We start from the raw sequence: 18,149 nt of genomic DNA, 5'->3' as shown, positions 1-18,149 counted from the left end.
TTGGGGCATGGCCATCAACCCAGCTGGGCCAGCAGGCGCTGGGCGCGTGCCTTGAGGTCGCCGGAAGACTCGGCGATGACCTCTTCCACCAGGGTGCGCGCACCCTCGCTGTCGCCGATGGTGTTGAATTCTTCGGCCAGCGCCAGCTTGGTGGTCAGAGGGTCGTCCGCCAGGGGAGCATCAGCAGCAGGTGTGGGCATGTCCGTAGCGGCGGGGGGGCGCGCCTGGTCGGATACCTGCGAAGGTGCCTCAGACGGCATGTCCAGATCCAGCGACAGGCTGCCCAGGTCGAACTCGAGTGGTTCGGATGCCCCTGCCTTGGCGTCCTGACTGGTCAGTGGTGCAGCGCCGGAGTCCATCAGGGACAGACCCTCATCGAGCATGTCCAGGGGCGACAAACCGATGTCGGCCTGGGTGGGCGCGGGTGCTGGCGCCGCGGCGGCAGAGCTGGCTGCTGGCTCGCCCGGCCTGTCCCAGTCGGGCTGGGACAGGTCCAGGTGATCCAGACTCAGGACGGGGTCGGCGGACTCGTCGCCAGTATCCTGCGCGGCGGCGGTTTTGACTTCGGCCGGTGCCTGCGCCAAGGCTTGCGTCTGCGCATTGATCAGGGCGGCGTTGCCGGCAGCCGCCATGGCGAACGTACTGGGCGCGGGGGCCGCGGCCGGTGGCGCTTCGTGCAGATCCAGATCCAGATCCAGATCGAGTTCAGGCAGCCGAGAGTCGGGGCCGGGTTCGGCCTGCGAGGGCGCTTGCGCAATGGCAATCGTGCTGGCAAAGGCCGACGCCGCAGCTGCGCCGGACTGCCCTTGCGCTGCCGTGGCAGGCCTGCCGCCGGGTTGGTACAGCAGGTTTTCGGGATCCAGCGCGCGGCCCAGGTCAGAAACGCGTGCCCAATCGGGGCCCTGGCCGTTGGTGAGTTTGAACACGTCGTTGGCCACGGCCTCCAGCGCCTTGCGATCCTGGCGCTTGGCATAGATCTCGGCCAGCTTGGCAGGAATAGACACGCGCTCGGGATAGTGGCGCACGGCCTCCTTGAGGATTTCCTCGGCCTGCAGATCGCGGCCATAGGCCAGATAGACGTCGGCCTCGGCCACCGGATCTACGTCGCCGCCGCCTTCAAGCTGGCTGGGCGAGTAGGTCATGGACGAAGCGCCCGTCGTCAGGTCGGTACTGGCGGTGTCCACGCGCTGGCCGCCGCTGGCGCCAAAGAAAGAGTCTGCCTGCAGGCGGCTTTCGGAGAAAGAGCTGTCCACGGCGCCATGCTGGCGGCGGCTTTGAGCGTAGCGGTAACCGCCATAGCCCAGCAGCAGTAGCGCAATGGCAAGCCCGCCGCCCGCCAGCAGCGGGTCTTCCAGAACCGAGTCGATGAGGCTGGGTTCTTCGTAAGGGGCCGGCGCAGGGGCGGGGCGGGCCGCTGGCGCAGGAGCCTGCGCCGTGGACGCGGCGGATGCCGCCTCTGCAGCTGCCGAAGCGGGCTCGTCAGAAGGGCTTGCCTGCGCGGTGGCTTGAGTGGTGGCCTCGCCGCTGGCGGGCGCCTGTGCCGCAGAGGCGTTCGCTGCGGGTGTGGACGCAGCCAGGGCCACGGTGGCAGGCACGGCCAGAGCCGGCTGGCTGGCTGCAGTCGCTGCGGCGTCAGACAGCGACGCACCCGGCTGGCTGGCGGCGTCCAGTTGTTTGAGGTCCTGAAGGTTCCTGGACAGTTCTGCCATGCGGGTGGCCGTCTGGCTGGCCTGCCTGTCTCGCGCGGCCTGCTCCTCTGCCTTCTGGGCTTGCACGCTGCCCTTGGACAGGGTGAGCTTGTCGGGGCTGCCAACGGCGGGTTTCTTGTCGTCCACCTCGGTCTGCACCGCCCCGCTGGCCGATCGTTGCGCCGCAGCCACCTGCGCCGTGGGCGCGGCGCCAGCCATGCGGCGGCGGAATTCGTTGAAGTCGCGGCTTTGGGCAACGACTATCCTGCGCGCCTCGGTCGTGGTGGTGGCTTGCGCCTCGGCCTCGGTGGGTATCTGCAGAACCGCACCGCTGCGCAGGCGGTTTACGTTGCCGTTGATGAATGCGTCTGGGTTGGAGCGCATCAGGGCCACCAGCATCTGGTCGAGCGAAACGCCCTCGGGCCGGTAGGCGCCGGCAATGCGGCCGGCGGTGTCGCCTGGCTGCACTTTGACTTCGTTGTCTTGAGAGGCGGTTGCCGGTGCCGGAGCCGGCGCAGCGGCCGCGGCGCGGCGCGGCGCGGCTTGCGCTGCGGCGGACGTGGAAGACTCGGGGGGCTGGACGCGTGGCGCGGCGGGTGCGGGTGCAGGTGCGGCACGCGGCGCATCGATCTGCGGCGCGGCCGTCACGGTGGGCTGCGGGCGGCTGGTCGCGGGCGGATCGAACAGCATGGTGTAGCTGCGCACGATGTGGCCGGAGTTCCAGGCCGCGTCGATCACCAGATCCACGAAGGGCTCGTTGATGGGGCGGGTACTGGTCAGGCGCAGCATCATGGAGCCATCGGGGCGGCGCTGCAGCTTGACCTGCACGTTGCGCGCCGCGGATGAATATTCGAGGCCCTGGCTGCGAAACACCTCCGGGCTTGCGGTGGCGGCGCGCAGCGAGTCTGCTTCGGCGGGGGTGATCTGGGGCAGCTCAATCTCGGCGCGCAGCGGCTCGCCCAGGGCGGATTGCACCGTGATGCGCCCCAGGGCCAAGGCGCTGGCATCGGTGCTGTACAGGCCAGACGACAAGATGGCCGCAGTGGCCAGGACAGAAAATTTCCAGCGATGCATGGGTGCGATCAATGAGGGGGGGTTGGCTGCCTGGAAAAGCGGTGTTTTTCTGGTCATGGCTGGCGCCGCTTCGCAGCGTGAAAAGACGTAAAAAGCACCATAGCATCAATGTTTTACACTGACAAGTTAGTGCGCCGCCGCAGCATTTTTGACCTGTCGCAAGGGGTGGAAACACCGGTTGCTTGTTGGAATTGGACAACGGCCGGTAACAGGTCGTATCCTTGTCCGGTTGAAAAAACGGCGCCATGCAGGTGGCGCCGTTGATGCCGTTCAGGCGTCCAGCAGGATGCGCAGCATGCGGCGCAGCGGCTCGGCTGCACCCCACAGCAGTTGGTCGCCAATGGTGAAGGCGCCCAGGTATTCAGGGCCCATGGCCAGCTTGCGGATGCGGCCCACCGGGATCGTCATGGTGCCGGTGACGGCCACGGGCGTCAGGTCTTTCAGGGTGGCCTCGCGCGTGTTGGGCACCACCTTCACCCATTCGTTGTCGGCGGCGATCATGGCCTCGATGTCGGCCACGGGCACGTCCTTCTTCAGCTTGAAGGTCAGCGCCTGGCTGTGGCAGCGCATGGCGCCCACGCGCACGCAAAAGCCGTCCACCGGCACCGCCGGCGTGCCAAAAGCCTCGCCCATGCCCATGATCTTGTTGGTCTCGGCCATGCCCTTCCATTCTTCGCGGGACATGCCGTTGCCCAGGTCCTTGTCGATCCAGGGGATGAGCGAGCCGCCCAGTGGCACGCCAAAGTTGGCCACCTCGTCACCGCTCAAAGCGCGCTGTTTGGCGATGACTTTGCGGTCGATCTCCAGGATGGCGCTCTTGGGGTCGTCGAGCAGGGCGCGCACTTCGGCGTTCAGCGTGCCGTATTGCGTCAGCAGCTCGCGCATGTGCTGGGCGCCGCCGCCGCTGGCGGCCTGGTAGGTCTGGGTGCTCATCCACTCGACCAGGCCCGCCTTGTACAGCGCGCCCACGCCCATCAGCATGCAGCTGACGGTGCAATTGCCGCCCACCCAGTTGTTGCCGCCCCGGGCCAATGCGTTTTTGATGACCGGCATGTTGACCGGGTCCAGCACGATGACGGCGTCGTCATTCATGCGCAGCGTGGAGGCGGCGTCGATCCAGTGGCCCTTCCAGCCGGCGGCGCGCAGCTTGGGGAAGACTTCGGTGGTGTAGTCGCCGCCCTGGGCGGTGATGATGATCTCGCAGCGCTTGAGAGCGTCGATGTCGAACGCGTCCTGCAGCGTGGTCTCGTTCCTGGCCTGCGCCGGGGCCTTGCCGCCCGCGTTTGAGGTGGAGAAGAACAGGGGCTCGATCAGGTCGAAGTCCTTTTCTTGCGCCATGCGGTCCATCAAGACCGAGCCGACCATGCCGCGCCAGCCGACCAAACCTACCAACTTGCTCATTTCAACGCCCTTTCAAAGTAAGAAACAGTGCCAGACCTGGCTGCTTCGCCCGGCTCGTCTGGCCAGGAAGGGCGCACGACGATACCGGAGCTGGATCAGCCCTTGATGGTCGTGGTTTTGGTGGTGATTGCGCGCGCGCATGCACCGGCCAGTGCGGCGGGTGCGGTGTTCGGGGCGAACGGGCGGGCGTCAAACATGGGGGCGCATTGTACGGGATGCGGAAGGGGTATGACAGCCTTGTGGTTGCTATTTTTTAGATAGCTGCTGACGCTTGTTTTATAGGGGTTGCAGCCTTTTTTTACCGTGATGCAGGACGTAAAAAAGCCCGCCGGGGGCTGGCGTGGCCCCTGGCAGGTTGTGGCGGTGGTCGAAAAGGCCTTTTTTGTCTATAAAAAATGCATCTAGCCCTTTATGGACAAGCGCTGGTAGCTATTAAATCAATAGTAATCTGCGGGCCTGTGCTTACTTGAGTGCCTGCAGCACCGCGTCGCCCATCTGCGCCGTGCCCACCTTGGTGGCGCCTTCGCTGTAGATGTCGGGCGTGCGCAGGCCCTGCGCCAGCACGGCTTGCACGGCGGTTTCGATGCGGCGGGCGGCTTCTTCCTGGTTCAGCGAAAAGCGCAGCATCATCGCGGCGGACAAAATGGTGGCCAGCGGGTTGGCCACGCCCTTGCCGGCGATGTCGGGCGCGCTGCCGTGGCTGGGCTCGTACAGCCCCTGCTTTTTGTCGTTCAGGCTGGCGCTGGGCAGCATGCCGATGGAGCCCGTCAGCATCGAGGCTTCGTCAGACAGGATGTCGCCAAACATGTTGCCGGTGACCACCACGTCGAATGCCTTGGGCGCCTTGACCAGCTGCATGGCGGCGTTGTCCACGTACATGTGCTCGAGGTGAACGTCGGGGTACTGCTGGCCCACTTCGGTCATCACGTCCTTCCAGAACTGGAAGGTCTCCAGCACGTTGGCCTTGTCCACGCTGGTCACCTTTTTGTTGCGCTTGCGCGCGGCCTGGAAGGCGACGTGGGCGATGCGCTCGATCTCGGGGCGGCTGTAGCGCATGGTGTCAAACGCTTCTTCGGCGCCGGGGAAGTGCCCGTCGGTGGCCACGCGGCGCCCGCGCGGCTGGCCGAAGTAGATGTCGCCCGTCAGCTCGCGGATGATGAGGATGTCCAGGCCGGCCACCAGCTCGGGCTTGAGGCTGGAGGCGTGCGTCAGCTGCTCGTAGCAGATGGCGGGGCGGAAGTTGGCAAACAGGCCCAGTGCCTTGCGCAGGCCCAAAATGGCCTGCTCGGGGCGCAGCGGGCGCGCCAAAGTGTCGTACTTCCAGTCGCCCACGGCGCCAAACAGGATGGCGTCGGAGTCTTGCGCCAGCTTCAGGGTGGATTCGGGCAGCGGATGGCCCGCGGCCTCGTAGGCGGCGCCGCCGACGGGGGCGGTCTCCAGCTCCAGCTTCAGGTCCAGGGCGCCCAGCACCTTGACGGCCTCGGCAACGATCTCGGGGCCAATGCCGTCACCCGGCAGAACTGCGATTTTCATGGTTGATTAGCTTCTTTTTTGATAGCTGCCAGCGCTGGATATTTAAGCGCTGCAGGCTGATTTGGGTTAAAAAATATCAGGACGCCATCGTGTGCGCCAGCCAGGGCTTGGTGGCCAGGCGGCGGGCCTCAAACTCGCGGATCTTGTCGGCGTGGCGCAGCGTCAGGCCGATGTCGTCCAGACCGTTGAGCAGGCAGTACTTGCGGAAGGGCACCACATCAAAGGGCGTTTCTTCGCCCTGGGGGCGCACCACCACCTGGCGCTCCAGGTCCACGGTGAGCTGGTAGCCGGGGAAGGCCGCCACTTCATTGAACAGCTGGTCCACCGTGGCCTCGGGCAGCACGATGGGCAGCAGGCCGTTCTTGAAGCAGTTGTTGAAGAAGATGTCGGCAAAGCTGGGCGCGATGATGGCGCGAAAGCCGTATTGGTCCAGCGCCCAGGGGGCGTGCTCGCGGCTCGATCCGCAGCCAAAGTTCTTGCGTGCCAGCAGGATGCTGGCGCCCTTGTACCGCGGCTGGTTCAGCACGAAGTCGGGGTTGGGCTTGCGCGCGGACTCGGGCACGCCGGGCTGGCCGGGCTGGTCCAGATAGCGCCATTCGTCAAACAGGTTGGGGCCAAAGCCGGTTTTCTTGATCGACTTGAGGAACTGCTTGGGGATGATGGCGTCGGTGTCCACGTTTTCGCGATCCATCGGGGCCACCAGGCCCTGGTGCACGGTGAATTTCTGCATGTTGGGTAAATCCTGTGGGTTTTTTATTTGGCGGCGCGCTCGATGGCAGAGCCGGCGCGCTGCACGTCCTGGCCCATGCCCTTGACGGTGTTGCAGCCCGCCAGCACGAAGGCCAGCGCGAGCAGGGCGGCGAGAGGCTTGTTCATGGCGAGAGTCTCCTTCAGGCGAATTGGCGGATGTCCACAAAGTGGCCGTGGATGGCCGCAGCAGCAGCCATGGCGGGGCTGACCAGATGGGTGCGCCCGCCCGCGCCCTGGCGGCCTTCAAAGTTGCGGTTGCTGGTGGAGGCGCAGCGCTCGCCGGGCTCCAGGCGGTCGGCGTTCATGGCCAGGCACATGCTGCAGCCGGGCTCGCGCCACTCAAAGCCCGCGGCCTTGAAGATGGCATCCAGCCCCTCGCGCTCGGCCTGCTCTTTCACCAGGCCCGAGCCGGGCACCACCATCGCCAGCCTGACGTTCTTGGCCACTTTCTGGCCCAGCTTCTTGACCACGGCGGCGGCCTCGCGCATGTCCTCGATGCGGCTGTTGGTGCAGCTGCCGATGAACACCTTGTCCACAAAAATGTCGCTCAAAGGCTTGCCCGGCTGCAGCCCCATGTAGGTCAGCGCGCGCTCGATGGCCCCGCGTTTGGAGGCGTCTTTTTCCTTGTCGGGGTCGGGCACCACGGCGTCGATGCCCAGCACCATCTCGGGGCTGGTGCCCCAGGTGACCTGCGGCACGATGTCGGCGGCGTTCAGCTCGACCACCGCGTCAAACTTTGCGTCGGCGTCGGAGTGCAGCGTCTTCCAGTACTGCACGGCCTGGTCCCATTCCACGCCGCCGACAAACTGGCCGGTTTTTGGGTCGACGCCGGGCGCCAGCGGGCGGCCCTTGACGTAGTTGATGGTCTTGTCGTCCACCGCCACCAGGCCAGCGCGCGCGCCGGCCTCGATGGCCATGTTGCACACGGTCATGCGGCCTTCCATGCTCAGGTCGCGAATGGCTTCGCCCGCAAACTCGATGGTGTAGCCCGTGCCGCCGGCAGTGCCGATCTTGCCGATGATGGCCAGCACGATGTCCTTGGCGGTGATGCCGGGGGTCACCTTGCCATTCACCCGGATCAGCATGTTCTTGGCCTTCTTGGCCAGCAGGGTCTGCGTGGCCATCACATGCTCGACCTCAGAGGTGCCGATGCCGTGCGCCAGCGCGCCAAAGGCGCCGTGGGTGCTGGTGTGGCTGTCGCCGCACACCACCGTCATGCCGGGCAGGGTGGCGCCGTTCTCAGGCCCGATGACGTGCACGATGCCCTGGCGCTTGGACAGGAAGGGAAAAAACGCCGCCGCGCCCGACTGCTGGATGTTGTTGTTCAGCGTGACGATCTGCTCCTTGCTGATCGGGTCGGCAATGCCGTCGTAGCCGCGCTCCCAGCCGGTGGTGGGGGTGTTGTGGTCGGCGGTGGCGACGATGGAGCTGACGCGCCAGACCTTGCGGCCGGCTTCGCGCAGGCCCTCGAAGGCCTGCGGGCTGGTGACTTCGTGCACCAGGTGGCGGTCGATGTAGAGCACGGCGGTGCCGTCTTCTTCGGTGTGGACGACGTGCTCGTCGAAGATTTTGTCGTACAGGGTGCGTCCCATGGCGGTCTCGTTTCGTGGGTTCAGGGAAGGGGTGAAAATTTTAGGCGGCGGCCGACTGGGCCGACTGGGCCGACTGGGCTGAGTCCGCCGTCAGGTGCTCGACCAGCAGCCGCGCGGTAACGGGCAGGGCGTCGAAGTCGCGCGCCACCAGGCGCAGCTCGCGCAGCGCCCAGGGTTCATGCAGCGGCACGGCGGCAAGCCGGCCCACGCCGCGCATCAGCGCAAAGGCGCGATCGGGCAGCAGGCCCACGCCCAGGCCGTTGTCGATCATGCGGCACATGGCGTCCAGGCTGGTGACCTGGATGCGCTGGCGCAGCGGCCTCGCGGCTTGCGCCGCCGCCTGGCGCATGGCCAGGCTGATGCTGCTGCCCGCCTGCAGGCCGACGATGTCCCAGTCCAGCACTTCATCAAACTGGATAGCGTCTCGCGCAGACAGGGCGTGGGTTTGCGGCACGACCAGCACCAGGCGGTCGCTGCGGTAGGGGCGGCTTTGCAGCCCTTCGTGGGCGGCCGCGGCCGGAACATTGCAGATGCCCAGGTCGGCCGCGCCTTCGTGCACCGCGTGCAGCACGGCGGGCGACAGGTGCTCTTGCAGGTCGATCTTGATCTGGCTGTGGGCGCGTGCAAAGGCGCCCAGGTCTTCGGGCAAAAACTGCACGATGGCCGAGATGTTGGCGTGCATGCGCACATGGCCGCGCACGCCGTCGGCGTATTCGCTCAGTTCGCCCTGCATGCGCTCCAGCCCGAACAGCACGTTGCGCGCGTGGTGCAGCAGGCTTTCGCCAGCGGGGGTCAGCGTCACGCCGCGGCTGTGGCGGTACAGCAGCTGCGTGTCCACCGCGGCTTCCAGGTCGGACAGGCGCTTGCTGACGGCCGATGCGGCAATGAACTCGCGCTCGGCCGCGCGGCCGATGCTGCCCAGTTCGCACACGGCGACGAACAGTTGCAGCGAGGTCAGGTCGATACGGCGCGCAAAACTGCGCTCGGAGCTTTTCATCAGGGGAAGGGCTTCTCGTTTGGCGAGCAATGCGTGTATTTTCCCCTTGAACGGCTTTATCTGCCATCGCCATGCGCGATGGATACTTTGCCAGATGGCGGGGTGGGTGGATTCCCGCCTTCGCGGCAATGACGGTGGCGCGGTGGACTTCCCTGACCACCCGCCACAACCCTTGCCCCCAATTCAGAGCGTCACGCTGTCGCCATGCTCGGGCACCTCTGCGGGCCAGCCCAGGGCGTGTTCGATGCGCTGGCGCAGCATGTCGGCGGCGGGCAGTTCGCCGTGCACCACGTACACCTGCCGGGGCGTGCTGGGCATGGCGCGCAGCCAGGCCAGCAGCTGGTCACCGTCGGCATGGGCCGATGCGGTGGCCAGCTGCACCACCTCGGCGCGGATGGGCACTTCGCGGCCGTGGATGCGGATGCTCTTTTCGCCCGCGGCGATGCGCGCGCCGCGCGTGCCGCCCGCCTGGTGGCCGGTGAGCACGATCATGTTGCGGTGGTCGCCCGCGTACAGCGCCAGGTGGTGCAGCACGCGCCCGCCGGTGGCCATGCCGCTGGCCGACAGAATCACGCGCGGCCCGTGCAGCGCCGCCAGCGCCTTGGATTCGTCCACGCTGTGCACCAGTGTGGTGCCGCGGGCCATGGCGTGCAGTTCGGGGCGGGTCAGGCGCATCTCGCGCAGGTGGTCCTGGCACAGCTGCGTGGCGCTGACGGCCATGGGGCTGTCCAGAAACACGCGCAGGCCCGCAGGCAGCTCGCCGCGGCTTTTCAGCTGGGCAATGGCATACATCACCGTTTGCGCGCGCCCCACGGCAAACACCGGCACCACCGCCACGCCGCCGCGCGCGGCCAGGCGTGCCAGGGCGGGGCCCAGCTCGTCCAGCACCGTGCCGGGCGGGTGGCTGCGGTCGCCGTAAGTGGATTCGATGAGCACCGTGTCGGCGGCAGGGGGCGCGTCGGGCGCGTGCATCAGCAGATCGTCCGGACGGCCCAGGTCGCCCGAGAACAGAATGCGCCGGTCGCCCACCTCCAGCAGCACGCTGGCCGCCCCCAGGATGTGGCCCGCGCTCTGGAAGGTGGCGCGCCAGCCGGGCAGCGGCTCGAAGGCCTGGTGCAGGGGCCGCACTTGCAGCAGCGACAGGCAGTGCTGCGCATCCAGCCGCGTGTACAGGGGCAGGGCGGTCTCGTGCCTGCTGAGCTTGTGCCGGTTGAGGAAGGCCGCGTCTTCTTCCTGCAGGTGGCCGCTGTCGGGCAGCAAGATGGCGCACAGGTCGCGCGTGCCCGCGGTGCAGAACACCGGGCCGCCAAAGCCGCTTTTGGCCAGCAGCGGCAGGTAGCCAGAATGGTCCAGGTGGGCATGGGTGAGCAGCACGGCGTCGATGTCGTGCGGCGCCACCGGCAGCGGTTGCCAGTTGCGCAGCCGCAGCGGCTTGTAGCCCTGGAACAGCCCGCAGTCCACCAGCAGCGACTGGCCGCCGTGGCGCACAAGGTACTTGGAGCCGGTGACGGTGCCGGCGCCGCCCAGAAAGGTGATGCTGACGGACATGGGGCCTCCTTGCGGACGTTGTCAGGCGGTTGCTGTCAGCCCCCAGCGTAACAGCCTTGCGCCCGGGTAGCGACAGGCGGGCGGCTACAGCCCCAGCATGTCCGCCAGCCCGTCCGCCAGCGCGTTCATGCGCTGGCTCACGGCGGCATCCATGGCCATGGGGCGGCCCCATGCGCGCCGGGTTTCGCCGGGCCATTTGCCGGTGGCGGCATGCCTTGCGGATGCGCACCACGGGCGTGTCGGGCACGGGCGTGATGGCGCCCGCAATGGTGGCTCGGTCGGCCCCAACGGCCACGCCCAGCGCAGGCGCCACGCGGGTGGGGTGCCAAACCGGTTGGCCAGCACCGGCATGGCGTGGCCCGTGGGGTTTTCAAACAGCAGCGCCGCGCTGCCCGCGCGCACCACGCGGTCGGCCAGGGCGGTTATCTCCAGGTGGGGGCGCGGGCTGGGCAATGCGGCGCAGGTCGCCCGCAGCTTCCAGCTGGGCCATGAAGTCGCGCGGGCCGCGGTGGTGCATGGCAGTCAATTTTGATAGCTGCTTGCGCTTGATACGCCTAGACTGGCGCCTGTTTTGGCTTGTGTTTTTCGGCGCTGGTCATGCATCAGGCCGCGGTGGCAGCGGCTGCCAGGGCCTGGTGCAGGCAAACATGTCAAAAATCAGGCATCAAATCGGACTATGACCTATGTGCAGCAAGCGTAGGCAGCTATGAATTTAGGAGTTATCTCAGGAGGTGTGAAGGAGTCCTGCGTGGCCGAGCAGGGCGCGCAAATGTGGTCAATCAGGCGTCCCATCAAGGCGCAAAGCGCAGTCATGGCGGTTGCGCTGCCACCTTCTCAGGCCACCAGGCCCTGCCAACGCGGCGCCAGGGGGTGGTTCAGCCCCAGCAAGTCCAGTGCGCACGCCACGCCGTGCTGCACGATGTCTTCAATGCCGCCGGGCCGCTGTCAGAAGGCGGGCACGGCCTGGCGATCCGGGCTTGGCGCACCGCTTGGGGCGGCCGCCAGACGGTCAGGCGGGCTCAGTGGCGCGTGCGTCTGCGGTGCCTCGCCGCCTGCGCGCGGCGGCAGCAGCCAGCAGGCCTGCGCCCAGCAGCGCGAGGCTGGCGGGCTCGGGCACTTCTTGCAATGGGGGGCTGAACTCCATGCTGCCGGCCAGTTGAAAGCTGCGAAATGCATCGCGGCCATCCCAGTTCGCATGCAGCGGGCTGGCGCCAGCAGAGTTGTCAAAGACAAAGCCCAGGGTCTCGCTGTCGTCGCTCAGGCCCACGTCCAAGCCATCAGGAGTGCCATCGAACAGCCCCGAGGCGCTGAAAAAAGCCACGTATTCCTGGCCGGGCGTCAGATCCACGCCGCCGGTGCCAACGATCACCTCGGTCCAATCGGCAAAGTTGCCGCTGAACGGGGCAGAGGTGAACACCGCTGTGCCCGCCCCGCCATTGACCCAGGTGGCCACGCCGGCGTACAGGTTGCTGATGGCTGCAGTGGACGATCGCACGATCAGGCTGAAGCTGTCGAGCACCGTGTTGACGGCGTCGGGCGTGGTGAACACCTGGCCGTAGGTGGTGGTGTCGGACTCACCCAACGGGCCCACGGCGGTGTTGTTGAACGGATTGGTAAGCACCACACTGGCTTGGGCGCACACTGACGCCAGTGCGAGGATCAGGGCTGCGATGGTTTTCATGGCGGTGGGGTGGTTGTGCGGTTGGTGCTTGATCAAAGCATTTTTGGTGCCACCAGAAAAAACCTTTCAAAATCAAGGCAGTTGCACTGCTGCGTGTGGGCGGTTGTCAGTTTTTCCGACGATTGGGCTACGTGTTTTTGCAATGTTCCGGGTGCCTGGATCGGGCGGTTGCAAAAAAAAACGGCACGCATGGCGTGCCGTTGTGCCCGGGATTCCTGCGCAGTTGTTGCACGCAGGGGTCGCTGAGGCGGTCAGCTGAAGAGGCTCTTGAGCCTGTCGGTCCAGCTGTCAGTCGAGGGGGAGTGCTTGGCCCCGCCTTTTTTCAGCGACTCGTCGAGCTCGCGCAGCAGTTTGCGCTGGTGCTCGGTGAGCTTGACCGGCGTTTCGACCACGATGTGGCAGTACAGGTCGCCCGGGTAGCTGGCGCGCACCCCCTTGATGCCCTTGCCGCGCAGGCGGAACTGCTTGCCGGCCTGCGTGCCTTCGGGAATGTCGATGGCGGCCTTGCCTTGCAGCGTGGGCACCTCGATCTCGCCGCCCAGCGCCGCGGTGATGAAGCTGACCGGCACCTGGCAGTGCAGGTCGTCGCCGTCGCGCTCGAAGATGTCGTGCTTCTTGATGCGGATCTCGATGTACAGGTCGCCTGGCGGGCCGCCGTTGGTGCCGGGCTCGCCGTTGCCGGTGCTGCGGATGCGCATGCCGTCGTCAATGCCGGCGGGAATCTTCACCTCCAGCGTCTTTTGTTTCTTGATGCGGCCCTGGCCGTGGCAGGCGGTGCAGGGCTCGGGAATGATCTTGCCCGTGCCGCGGCAGTGCGGGCAGGTCTGCTGCACGCTGAAGAAGCCCTGGCGCATCTGCACCGTGCCGGTGCCGCTGCAGGTGCCGCAGGTCTTGGCGCTGGTGCCAGGCTTGGCGCCGCTGCCGTGGCAGGTGTCGCAGCCCTCCCAGCTGGGGATGCGGATCTGCGCCTCTTTGCCCCGGGCGGCATCTTCCAGCGTGATGTCCATGGCGTACGACAGGTCGTTGCCACGATAGACCTGGCGCCCGCCGCGCCCGCGCCCGCCGCCGAACATGTCGCCAAAGATGTCCCCGAAAGCCTCGGCAAAGCCGCCGTAGCCCTCGGCGCCACCCATGCCGCCGCGCATGTTGGGGTCCACGCCCGCATGGCCGTACTGGTCGTAGGCAGCGCGTTTTTGCGCGTCGGAAAGCATCTCGTAGGCCTCCTTGACCTCCTTGAATTTTTCCTCGGCGGGTTTGGCGGCATCTCCCTGGTTGCGGTCAGGGTGGTACTTCATCGCCAGCTTGCGATATGCCTTCTTGATTTCGTCCTCGGAGGCATTCTTGGGAACGCCGAGAACTTCGTAATAGTCTCTTTTGGACATGGATGAAAAGCCTGGTTGGAACAGGAACGCCGCGCGGGCACCCTTTGCAGGGGCCCAGCGCGGCGGCTCGGGTCAGCGCAACCGCTGCTGATCAGCCCTTTTTGACTTCCTTGACTTCGGCATCGACCACGTTGTCGTCGTCTGCAGGCTTGGCGCCCGCAGCGGATGCGTTGCCCGCGTCGGCGCCAGCGGCACTGGCGCCCGCAGCCGCCTGCTGGTCTGCGTACATCTTCTCGCCCAGCTTCTGGCTGGCGGTCATCAGCGCCGTGGTCTTGGCTTCAATGGCGTCCTTGTCGTCGCCCTTGAGAGCGGCTTCCAGGTCCTTGACCGCAGCCTCAATGGCTTCCTTCTCGGCTGCTTCCAGCTTGTCGCCGTGTTCGGACAGGCTCTTGTGCACGGTGTGCACGGCGGCTTCGCCCTGGTTGCGGGCCTGCACCAGCTCCAGCTTTTTCTTGTCGTCGGCGGCGTTGAGCTCGGCGTCCTTCACCATCTTCTGGATCTCGTCCTCGGACAGGCCGGAGTTGGCCTTGATGGTGATCTTGTTTTCCTTGCCCGTGCCCTTGTCCTTGGCGCCGACGTGCAGGATGCCGTTGGCGTCGATGTCAAAGGTCACCTCGATCTGCGGCGTGCCGCGCGAGGCCGGGGGGATGCCTTCGAGGTTGAACTCGCCCAGCAGCTTGTTGGCGCTGGCGATCTCGCGCTCGCCCTGGAACACCTTGATGGTCACGGCGGGCTGGTTGTCCTCGGCCGTCGAGAAGGTCTGCGCGAACTTCGTCGGGATGGTGGTGTTCTTGGTGATCATCTTGGTCATCACGCCGCCCAGGGTCTCGATGCCCAGCGACAGCGGCGTCACGTCCAGCAGCAGCACGTCCTTGCGGTCGCCCGACAGAACCTGGCCCTGAATGGCCGCGCCCACGGCCACGGCCTCATCGGGGTTGACGTCCTTGCGCGGCTCCTTGCCGAAGAATTCCTTGACCTTGTCCTGCACCTTGGGCATGCGGGTCATGCCGCCGACCAGGATCACGTCGTTGATGTCGGACACGCTGATGCCCGCGTCCTTGATGGCAGTCCGGCAGGGGGCGATGGTGCGCTCGATCAACTCGTCCACCAGGCTTTCCAGCTTGGCGCGGGTGAGCTTGATGTTCAGGTGCTTGGGGCCCGAGGCGTCGGCCGTGATGTAGGGCAGGTTGATGTCGGTCTGCGCGCTGTTGGACAGCTCGATCTTGGCCTTTTCAGCGGCTTCCTTCAGGCGTTGCAGGGCCAGCACGTCCTTGGACAGATCGACGCCTTGCTCTTTCTTGAACTCGGCAATGATGTAGTCAATGATGCGCTGGTCGAAGTCTTCGCCGCCCAGGAAAGTGTCGCCGTTGGTGGACAGCACTTCAAACTGCTTTTCGCCATCGACATCGGCAATCTCGATGATGGACACGTCGAACGTGCCGCCGCCCAGGTCATACACGGCAATCTTGCGGTCGCCCTTGTCCTGCTTGTCCAGGCCGAAGGCCAGGGCCGCTGCGGTAGGCTCATTGATGATGCGCTTGACATCCAGGCCGGCAATGCGGCCGGCGTCCTTGGTGGCCTGGCGCTGGGCGTCGTTGAAGTAGGCCGGCACGGTGATCACGGCCTCGGTCACGGGCTCGCCCAGGTAGTCCTCGGCAGTCTTCTTCATCTTGCGCAGGACTTCGGCGCTGATCTGGGGGGCAGCCAGCTTTTGGTCGCGCACCTGCACCCAGGCGTCGCCGTTGTCGGCCTTGACGATCTGGAAGGGCATCAGGTCGATGTCCTTTTGCACTTCTTTTTCGTCGAACTTGCGGCCAATCAGGCGCTTGGCGGCGTAGATGGTGTTCTTGGGGTTGGTCACGGCCTGGCGCTTGGCCGAGGCGCCCACCAGAATCTCGCCGTCTTCCTGATACGCAATGATCGAAGGCGTGGTGCGCGCGCCCTCGCTGTTTTCGATCACGCGCGTGGTGTTGCCTTCCATGATGGCCACGCAGCTGTTGGTCGTGCCCAGGTCAATGCCGATGATTTTTCCCATGTTTTTCTCCGTGATGTTTGAAATGGCTGGATAGCCAGTAACTTGTGGATAACTTGCCTGACTTCAAGCGGGTGGCGATTTTTTATTGGGGCGCAGCCACGGTCACCAGCGCCGGGCGCAGCACGCGGTCTGCAATCAGATAGCCTTTTTGCAGCACGGCCACGATGGTGTTGGCCTCCTGCGCTGAAGGCACCACGCTGATGGCCTGGTGCAGGTGGGGGTCAAACTTGGCGCCCGCTGCAGGGTTGATGGGCACTACCTTGTTGCGCTCCAGCGCCGCCACCAGCTGGCGCAAGGTGGCATCGGAGCCCTCGCGCAGTTGCGCGGCCGTGGCGTTCTCGATGGCGAGCGCGGCGTCCAGGCTGTCGCACACCGGCAGCAGGCTCTCTGCAAAACTTTCGATGCCGAACTTGCGGGCCTTGGACACTTCCTCCTCGGCGCGCCGGCGGGTGTTGTCGGCCTCGGCCTTGGCGCGCAGGAACTGGTCTGCCAGGTCTGCGCTCTTGGCCTTGAGCTCGGCAAGCTCGCCTTGCAGCCGGGCCAGTTCGTCGGCGGCATTGGCCGCCATGGCGGCCTCGATCTCTTCAGGGGCGGGTGCTGGGTTCTGGTTGTCGGACATGTGGCTGTGGTGAGTTTGAATTGCTTGTGCGCGGCACTTGGGAGCGGGGTTGAAAATTTCAAGCCATAAGTTCAATTCGAACAAAAACATGGAACTGCGCTGGCCGTGGCAGTCGCGATTTTGCAGCCTTCGGGGTGGCTTGGCCCGCGTGGAGTGGCCGCCGCAGTGTGCAGACACATTTTTCGCCGCTATAATCTCGCGCTTTGCCTTGCTACACCGCTACACGACGCGGCGGGTGGCTTTCAAAAGCTGACATGGGTCTGGCCGGGCTTTGCCGGGTATCAGAGCCATGTGGGCATTCAATCCAAAAGGAGTATGCATGCGTCACTATGAAATCATTTTGCTGATCCATCCGGATCAAAGCGAGCAGGTTCCAGCCATGCTGGAGCGCTACAAGGGCATGATCACCGCTGGTGGTGGTCAGGTGCACCGCGTGGAAGACTGGGGTCGCCGTCAACTGGCCTACCTGATCAACAAGCTGGCCAAGGCCCATTATCTGTGCCTGAACATCGAAGCCGACCAGGCGGTGATGGCCGAGCTGGAGCACGCCTTCAAGTTTAACGACGCCGTTTTGCGCCATCTGACGGTGCAAAAGAAGAAGGCCGAAACCGGCGTTTCTTCGATGATGAAGACCGTCGAGCGCGAAGAAGCCCGCAAGGCCAACCAGGCCGAGTCCGCTGTCGCGTCGCAAGAGCGCTGATCGCCGGGCCTGTTTGCCAGCCACGGTCAGTTAGCCAGGAGATGTGAACAACCTTTGGACTCTGTCGGCCTGCATCGCCGAGGCACAGCCTCTGCGGCATACGCCTGCCGGATTGCCGGCGCTGGATTTGCGGCTCGAGCATGAGTCGCAGCAGCGTGAAGCCGGGGCGGACAGGCAAGTCAAGGCCATCGTCAAGGCGGTAGCTTTTGGCGCACTCGCCGAGAGATTGTCCCGGCAAGCGCTGGGCAGCCCGTGGATATTCCGGGGCTTTCTGGCCACGGGGCGCGGCGGCAAAGGGTTGGTGTTTCACATTCAGGATATTCAGCAAAATTAATTTTCAAGAGGTCCGAAAATGGCCACGTTCAAGAAATTCAACAAAGACAAGCGCCCGAAGCGCAACACCCAGTCGCTGCTGTTCAAGCGCAAGCGCTTCTGCCGTTTCACGGTTGCTGGCGTCGAAGAGATCGATTACAAGGATGTCGATACCCTGCGCGATTTCATCGCCGAGAACGGCAAGATCATTCCCGCGCGCCTGACTGGCACGCGTGCCATCTACCAGCGTCAGCTCAACACTGCCATCAAGCGCGCCCGCTTCCTGGCACTGTTGCCCTACAGCGACCAGCACAAGATCTAAGGAGCGCGAGTCCCATGCAAGTCATCCTGCTCGATAAGGTTGTGAACCTCGGCGCCCTTGGCGAAATTGTCAAGGTCAAGGACGGTTACGCCCGCAACTTCCTCATTCCTACCGGCCGCGCCCGCCGCGCCACCGAGGCTGCCAAGGCTGAGTTCGAGGCACGCCGTGCTGAACTCGAAAAGGCCGCTGCCGAGAAGCTGGCCGCAGCCCAGGCCGAAGGCGAAAAGCTGTCCGGCACCACGCTCAAGCTGACGCAAAAGGCCGGTGTGGACGGTCGTCTGTTCGGCTCCGTGACCAACCAGGACATCGCCGACGAGCTGAACAAGAACGGCTACAGCGTCCTGAAGTCGCAGATCCGTCTGCCCAATGGCCCCATCAAGACCGTTGGAGACAACACCGTCGTCGTGGCGTTGCACACCGATGTGGCCGTCGAAGTGACCGTCTCGGTCTATGGCGAAACCGCCTGATCACGACAAATCGTCATTTGTCGCTTCAGCAAAAAGCCGCCCTCGGGC

General features: G+C 65.3%; 16 protein-coding genes and 1 pseudogene. 4 read left to right on the top strand and 13 right to left on the bottom strand.

Translation table 11 applies throughout. The features are described from left to right. Nucleotides 1-14: 14 nt before the first annotated feature. The 13 genes and pseudogenes from AB7E35_RS12640 to grpE all read right to left on the bottom strand — a co-directional run bounded on the left by AB7E35_RS12640 (nt 15) and on the right by grpE (nt 16,300). Entirely contained in the window at nt 15-2,762 is a 2,748-nt protein-coding gene (locus AB7E35_RS12640; RefSeq protein ID WP_428167665.1) for a FimV/HubP family polar landmark protein, read from the bottom strand. Nucleotides 2,763-3,032: 270 nt separating this feature from the next. Further along, nucleotides 3,033-4,163, bottom strand: a complete 1,131-nt coding sequence (gene asd, locus AB7E35_RS12635) for an aspartate-semialdehyde dehydrogenase (protein WP_428162428.1) — start codon at nt 4,161-4,163, stop codon at nt 3,033-3,035. Between the two features lie 462 nt (nt 4,164-4,625). After that, the gene (gene leuB, locus AB7E35_RS12630; RefSeq protein ID WP_428162429.1) at nt 4,626-5,696 is read right to left on the bottom strand and encodes a 3-isopropylmalate dehydrogenase; all 1,071 of its coding nucleotides are present in this window, start codon (nt 5,694-5,696) and stop codon (nt 4,626-4,628) included. Nucleotides 5,697-5,772: 76 nt separating this feature from the next. Continuing rightward, nucleotides 5,773-6,426, bottom strand: a complete 654-nt coding sequence (leuD, locus tag AB7E35_RS12625) for a 3-isopropylmalate dehydratase small subunit (RefSeq protein ID WP_428162430.1) — start codon at nt 6,424-6,426, stop codon at nt 5,773-5,775. A 23-nt stretch (nt 6,427-6,449) separates the two neighbouring features. Then, nucleotides 6,450-6,572 carry an entericidin A/B family lipoprotein gene (locus AB7E35_RS12620; RefSeq protein ID WP_291485303.1) on the bottom strand — a complete coding sequence of 41 codons (123 nt, stop codon included), beginning with the start codon at nt 6,570-6,572 and terminating at the stop codon, nt 6,450-6,452. Between the two features lie 14 nt (nt 6,573-6,586). Beyond that, entirely contained in the window at nt 6,587-8,038 is a 1,452-nt protein-coding gene (gene leuC / locus AB7E35_RS12615) for a 3-isopropylmalate dehydratase large subunit (RefSeq protein ID WP_428167664.1), read from the bottom strand. 40 nt (nt 8,039-8,078) lie between these two features. Further along, nucleotides 8,079-9,035 carry a LysR family transcriptional regulator gene (locus AB7E35_RS12610; protein ID WP_428162432.1) on the bottom strand — a complete coding sequence of 319 codons (957 nt, stop codon included), beginning with the start codon at nt 9,033-9,035 and terminating at the stop codon, nt 8,079-8,081. Nucleotides 9,036-9,218: 183 nt separating this feature from the next. Continuing rightward, entirely contained in the window at nt 9,219-10,583 is a 1,365-nt protein-coding gene (locus AB7E35_RS12605; protein ID WP_428167663.1) for an MBL fold metallo-hydrolase, read from the bottom strand. 289 nt (nt 10,584-10,872) lie between these two features. Then, nucleotides 10,873-11,100: pseudogene (locus AB7E35_RS12600) on the bottom strand (3-octaprenyl-4-hydroxybenzoate decarboxylase); the annotation flags it as partial. Between the two features lie 492 nt (nt 11,101-11,592). Next, a complete protein-coding gene (locus AB7E35_RS12595) occupies nt 11,593-12,264 on the bottom strand; it encodes a PEP-CTERM sorting domain-containing protein (protein ID WP_428167662.1) in 672 nt (223 codons plus the stop codon). A 251-nt stretch (nt 12,265-12,515) separates the two neighbouring features. Then, a complete protein-coding gene (gene dnaJ, locus AB7E35_RS12590; RefSeq protein WP_428163352.1) occupies nt 12,516-13,646 on the bottom strand; it encodes a molecular chaperone DnaJ in 1,131 nt (376 codons plus the stop codon). Nucleotides 13,647-13,737: 91 nt separating this feature from the next. Further along, complete coding sequence (dnaK, locus tag AB7E35_RS12585) at nt 13,738-15,681, bottom strand: molecular chaperone DnaK (RefSeq protein WP_428163353.1); 1,944 nt, start codon at nt 15,679-15,681, stop codon at nt 13,738-13,740. A gap of 82 nt (nt 15,682-15,763) precedes the next feature. Beyond that, on the bottom strand, nt 15,764-16,300 hold the full coding sequence (gene grpE / locus AB7E35_RS12580) for a nucleotide exchange factor GrpE (RefSeq protein WP_428167661.1): 537 nt from the start codon (nt 16,298-16,300) through the stop codon (nt 15,764-15,766). Between the two features lie 319 nt (nt 16,301-16,619). On the opposite strand from grpE, the gene rpsF reads away from it, so the two are divergent. The 4 genes from rpsF to rplI are packed head-to-tail and all read left to right on the top strand — an operon-like array spanning nt 16,620 to nt 18,101. Beyond that, a complete protein-coding gene (rpsF, locus tag AB7E35_RS12575; RefSeq protein ID WP_428163355.1) occupies nt 16,620-17,000 on the top strand; it encodes a 30S ribosomal protein S6 in 381 nt (126 codons plus the stop codon). Nucleotides 17,001-17,043: 43 nt separating this feature from the next. Then, nucleotides 17,044-17,334 (top strand): primosomal replication protein N, encoded by a 291-nt coding sequence (gene priB, locus AB7E35_RS12570; protein WP_428163356.1) that lies wholly within the window; start codon nt 17,044-17,046, stop codon nt 17,332-17,334. Between the two features lie 18 nt (nt 17,335-17,352). Then, the gene (gene rpsR / locus AB7E35_RS12565) at nt 17,353-17,634 is read left to right on the top strand and encodes a 30S ribosomal protein S18 (RefSeq protein ID WP_011806335.1); all 282 of its coding nucleotides are present in this window, start codon (nt 17,353-17,355) and stop codon (nt 17,632-17,634) included. Between the two features lie 14 nt (nt 17,635-17,648). After that, complete coding sequence (gene rplI, locus AB7E35_RS12560; protein ID WP_428163357.1) at nt 17,649-18,101, top strand: 50S ribosomal protein L9; 453 nt, start codon at nt 17,649-17,651, stop codon at nt 18,099-18,101. The last annotated feature ends 48 nt before the right edge of the window (nt 18,102-18,149 follow it).

Origin of the sequence: Diaphorobacter sp., assembly GCF_050251835.1 — a bacterium.
GTDB lineage: Bacteria > Pseudomonadota > Gammaproteobacteria > Burkholderiales > Burkholderiaceae_C > JBFXIE01.
Note: the sequence above shows the minus strand (reverse complement) of the source record. Positions and strands in the feature narration are given on the sequence as shown.

Coding starts and splice junctions, on each gene's coding strand:
- grpE (WP_428167661.1), bottom strand. CDS start 16,300: ATGTCCGACAACCAGAACCCAGCACCCGCCCCTGAAGAGATCGAGGCC.
- AB7E35_RS12640 (WP_428167665.1), bottom strand. CDS start 2,762: ATGCATCGCTGGAAATTTTCTGTCCTGGCCACTGCGGCCATCTTGTCG.
- rpsF (WP_428163355.1), top strand. CDS start 16,620: ATGCGTCACTATGAAATCATTTTGCTGATCCATCCGGATCAAAGCGAG.
- asd (WP_428162428.1), bottom strand. CDS start 4,163: ATGAGCAAGTTGGTAGGTTTGGTCGGCTGGCGCGGCATGGTCGGCTCG.
- AB7E35_RS12595 (WP_428167662.1), bottom strand. CDS start 12,264: ATGAAAACCATCGCAGCCCTGATCCTCGCACTGGCGTCAGTGTGCGCC.
- AB7E35_RS12610 (WP_428162432.1), bottom strand. CDS start 9,035: ATGAAAAGCTCCGAGCGCAGTTTTGCGCGCCGTATCGACCTGACCTCG.
- AB7E35_RS12605 (WP_428167663.1), bottom strand. CDS start 10,583: ATGTCCGTCAGCATCACCTTTCTGGGCGGCGCCGGCACCGTCACCGGC.
- leuC (WP_428167664.1), bottom strand. CDS start 8,038: ATGGGACGCACCCTGTACGACAAAATCTTCGACGAGCACGTCGTCCAC.
- dnaK (WP_428163353.1), bottom strand. CDS start 15,681: ATGGGAAAAATCATCGGCATTGACCTGGGCACGACCAACAGCTGCGTG.
- leuD (WP_428162430.1), bottom strand. CDS start 6,426: ATGCAGAAATTCACCGTGCACCAGGGCCTGGTGGCCCCGATGGATCGC.
- rpsR (WP_011806335.1), top strand. CDS start 17,353: ATGGCCACGTTCAAGAAATTCAACAAAGACAAGCGCCCGAAGCGCAAC.
- leuB (WP_428162429.1), bottom strand. CDS start 5,696: ATGAAAATCGCAGTTCTGCCGGGTGACGGCATTGGCCCCGAGATCGTT.
- AB7E35_RS12620 (WP_291485303.1), bottom strand. CDS start 6,572: ATGAACAAGCCTCTCGCCGCCCTGCTCGCGCTGGCCTTCGTGCTGGCG.
- dnaJ (WP_428163352.1), bottom strand. CDS start 13,646: ATGTCCAAAAGAGACTATTACGAAGTTCTCGGCGTTCCCAAGAATGCC.
- rplI (WP_428163357.1), top strand. CDS start 17,649: ATGCAAGTCATCCTGCTCGATAAGGTTGTGAACCTCGGCGCCCTTGGC.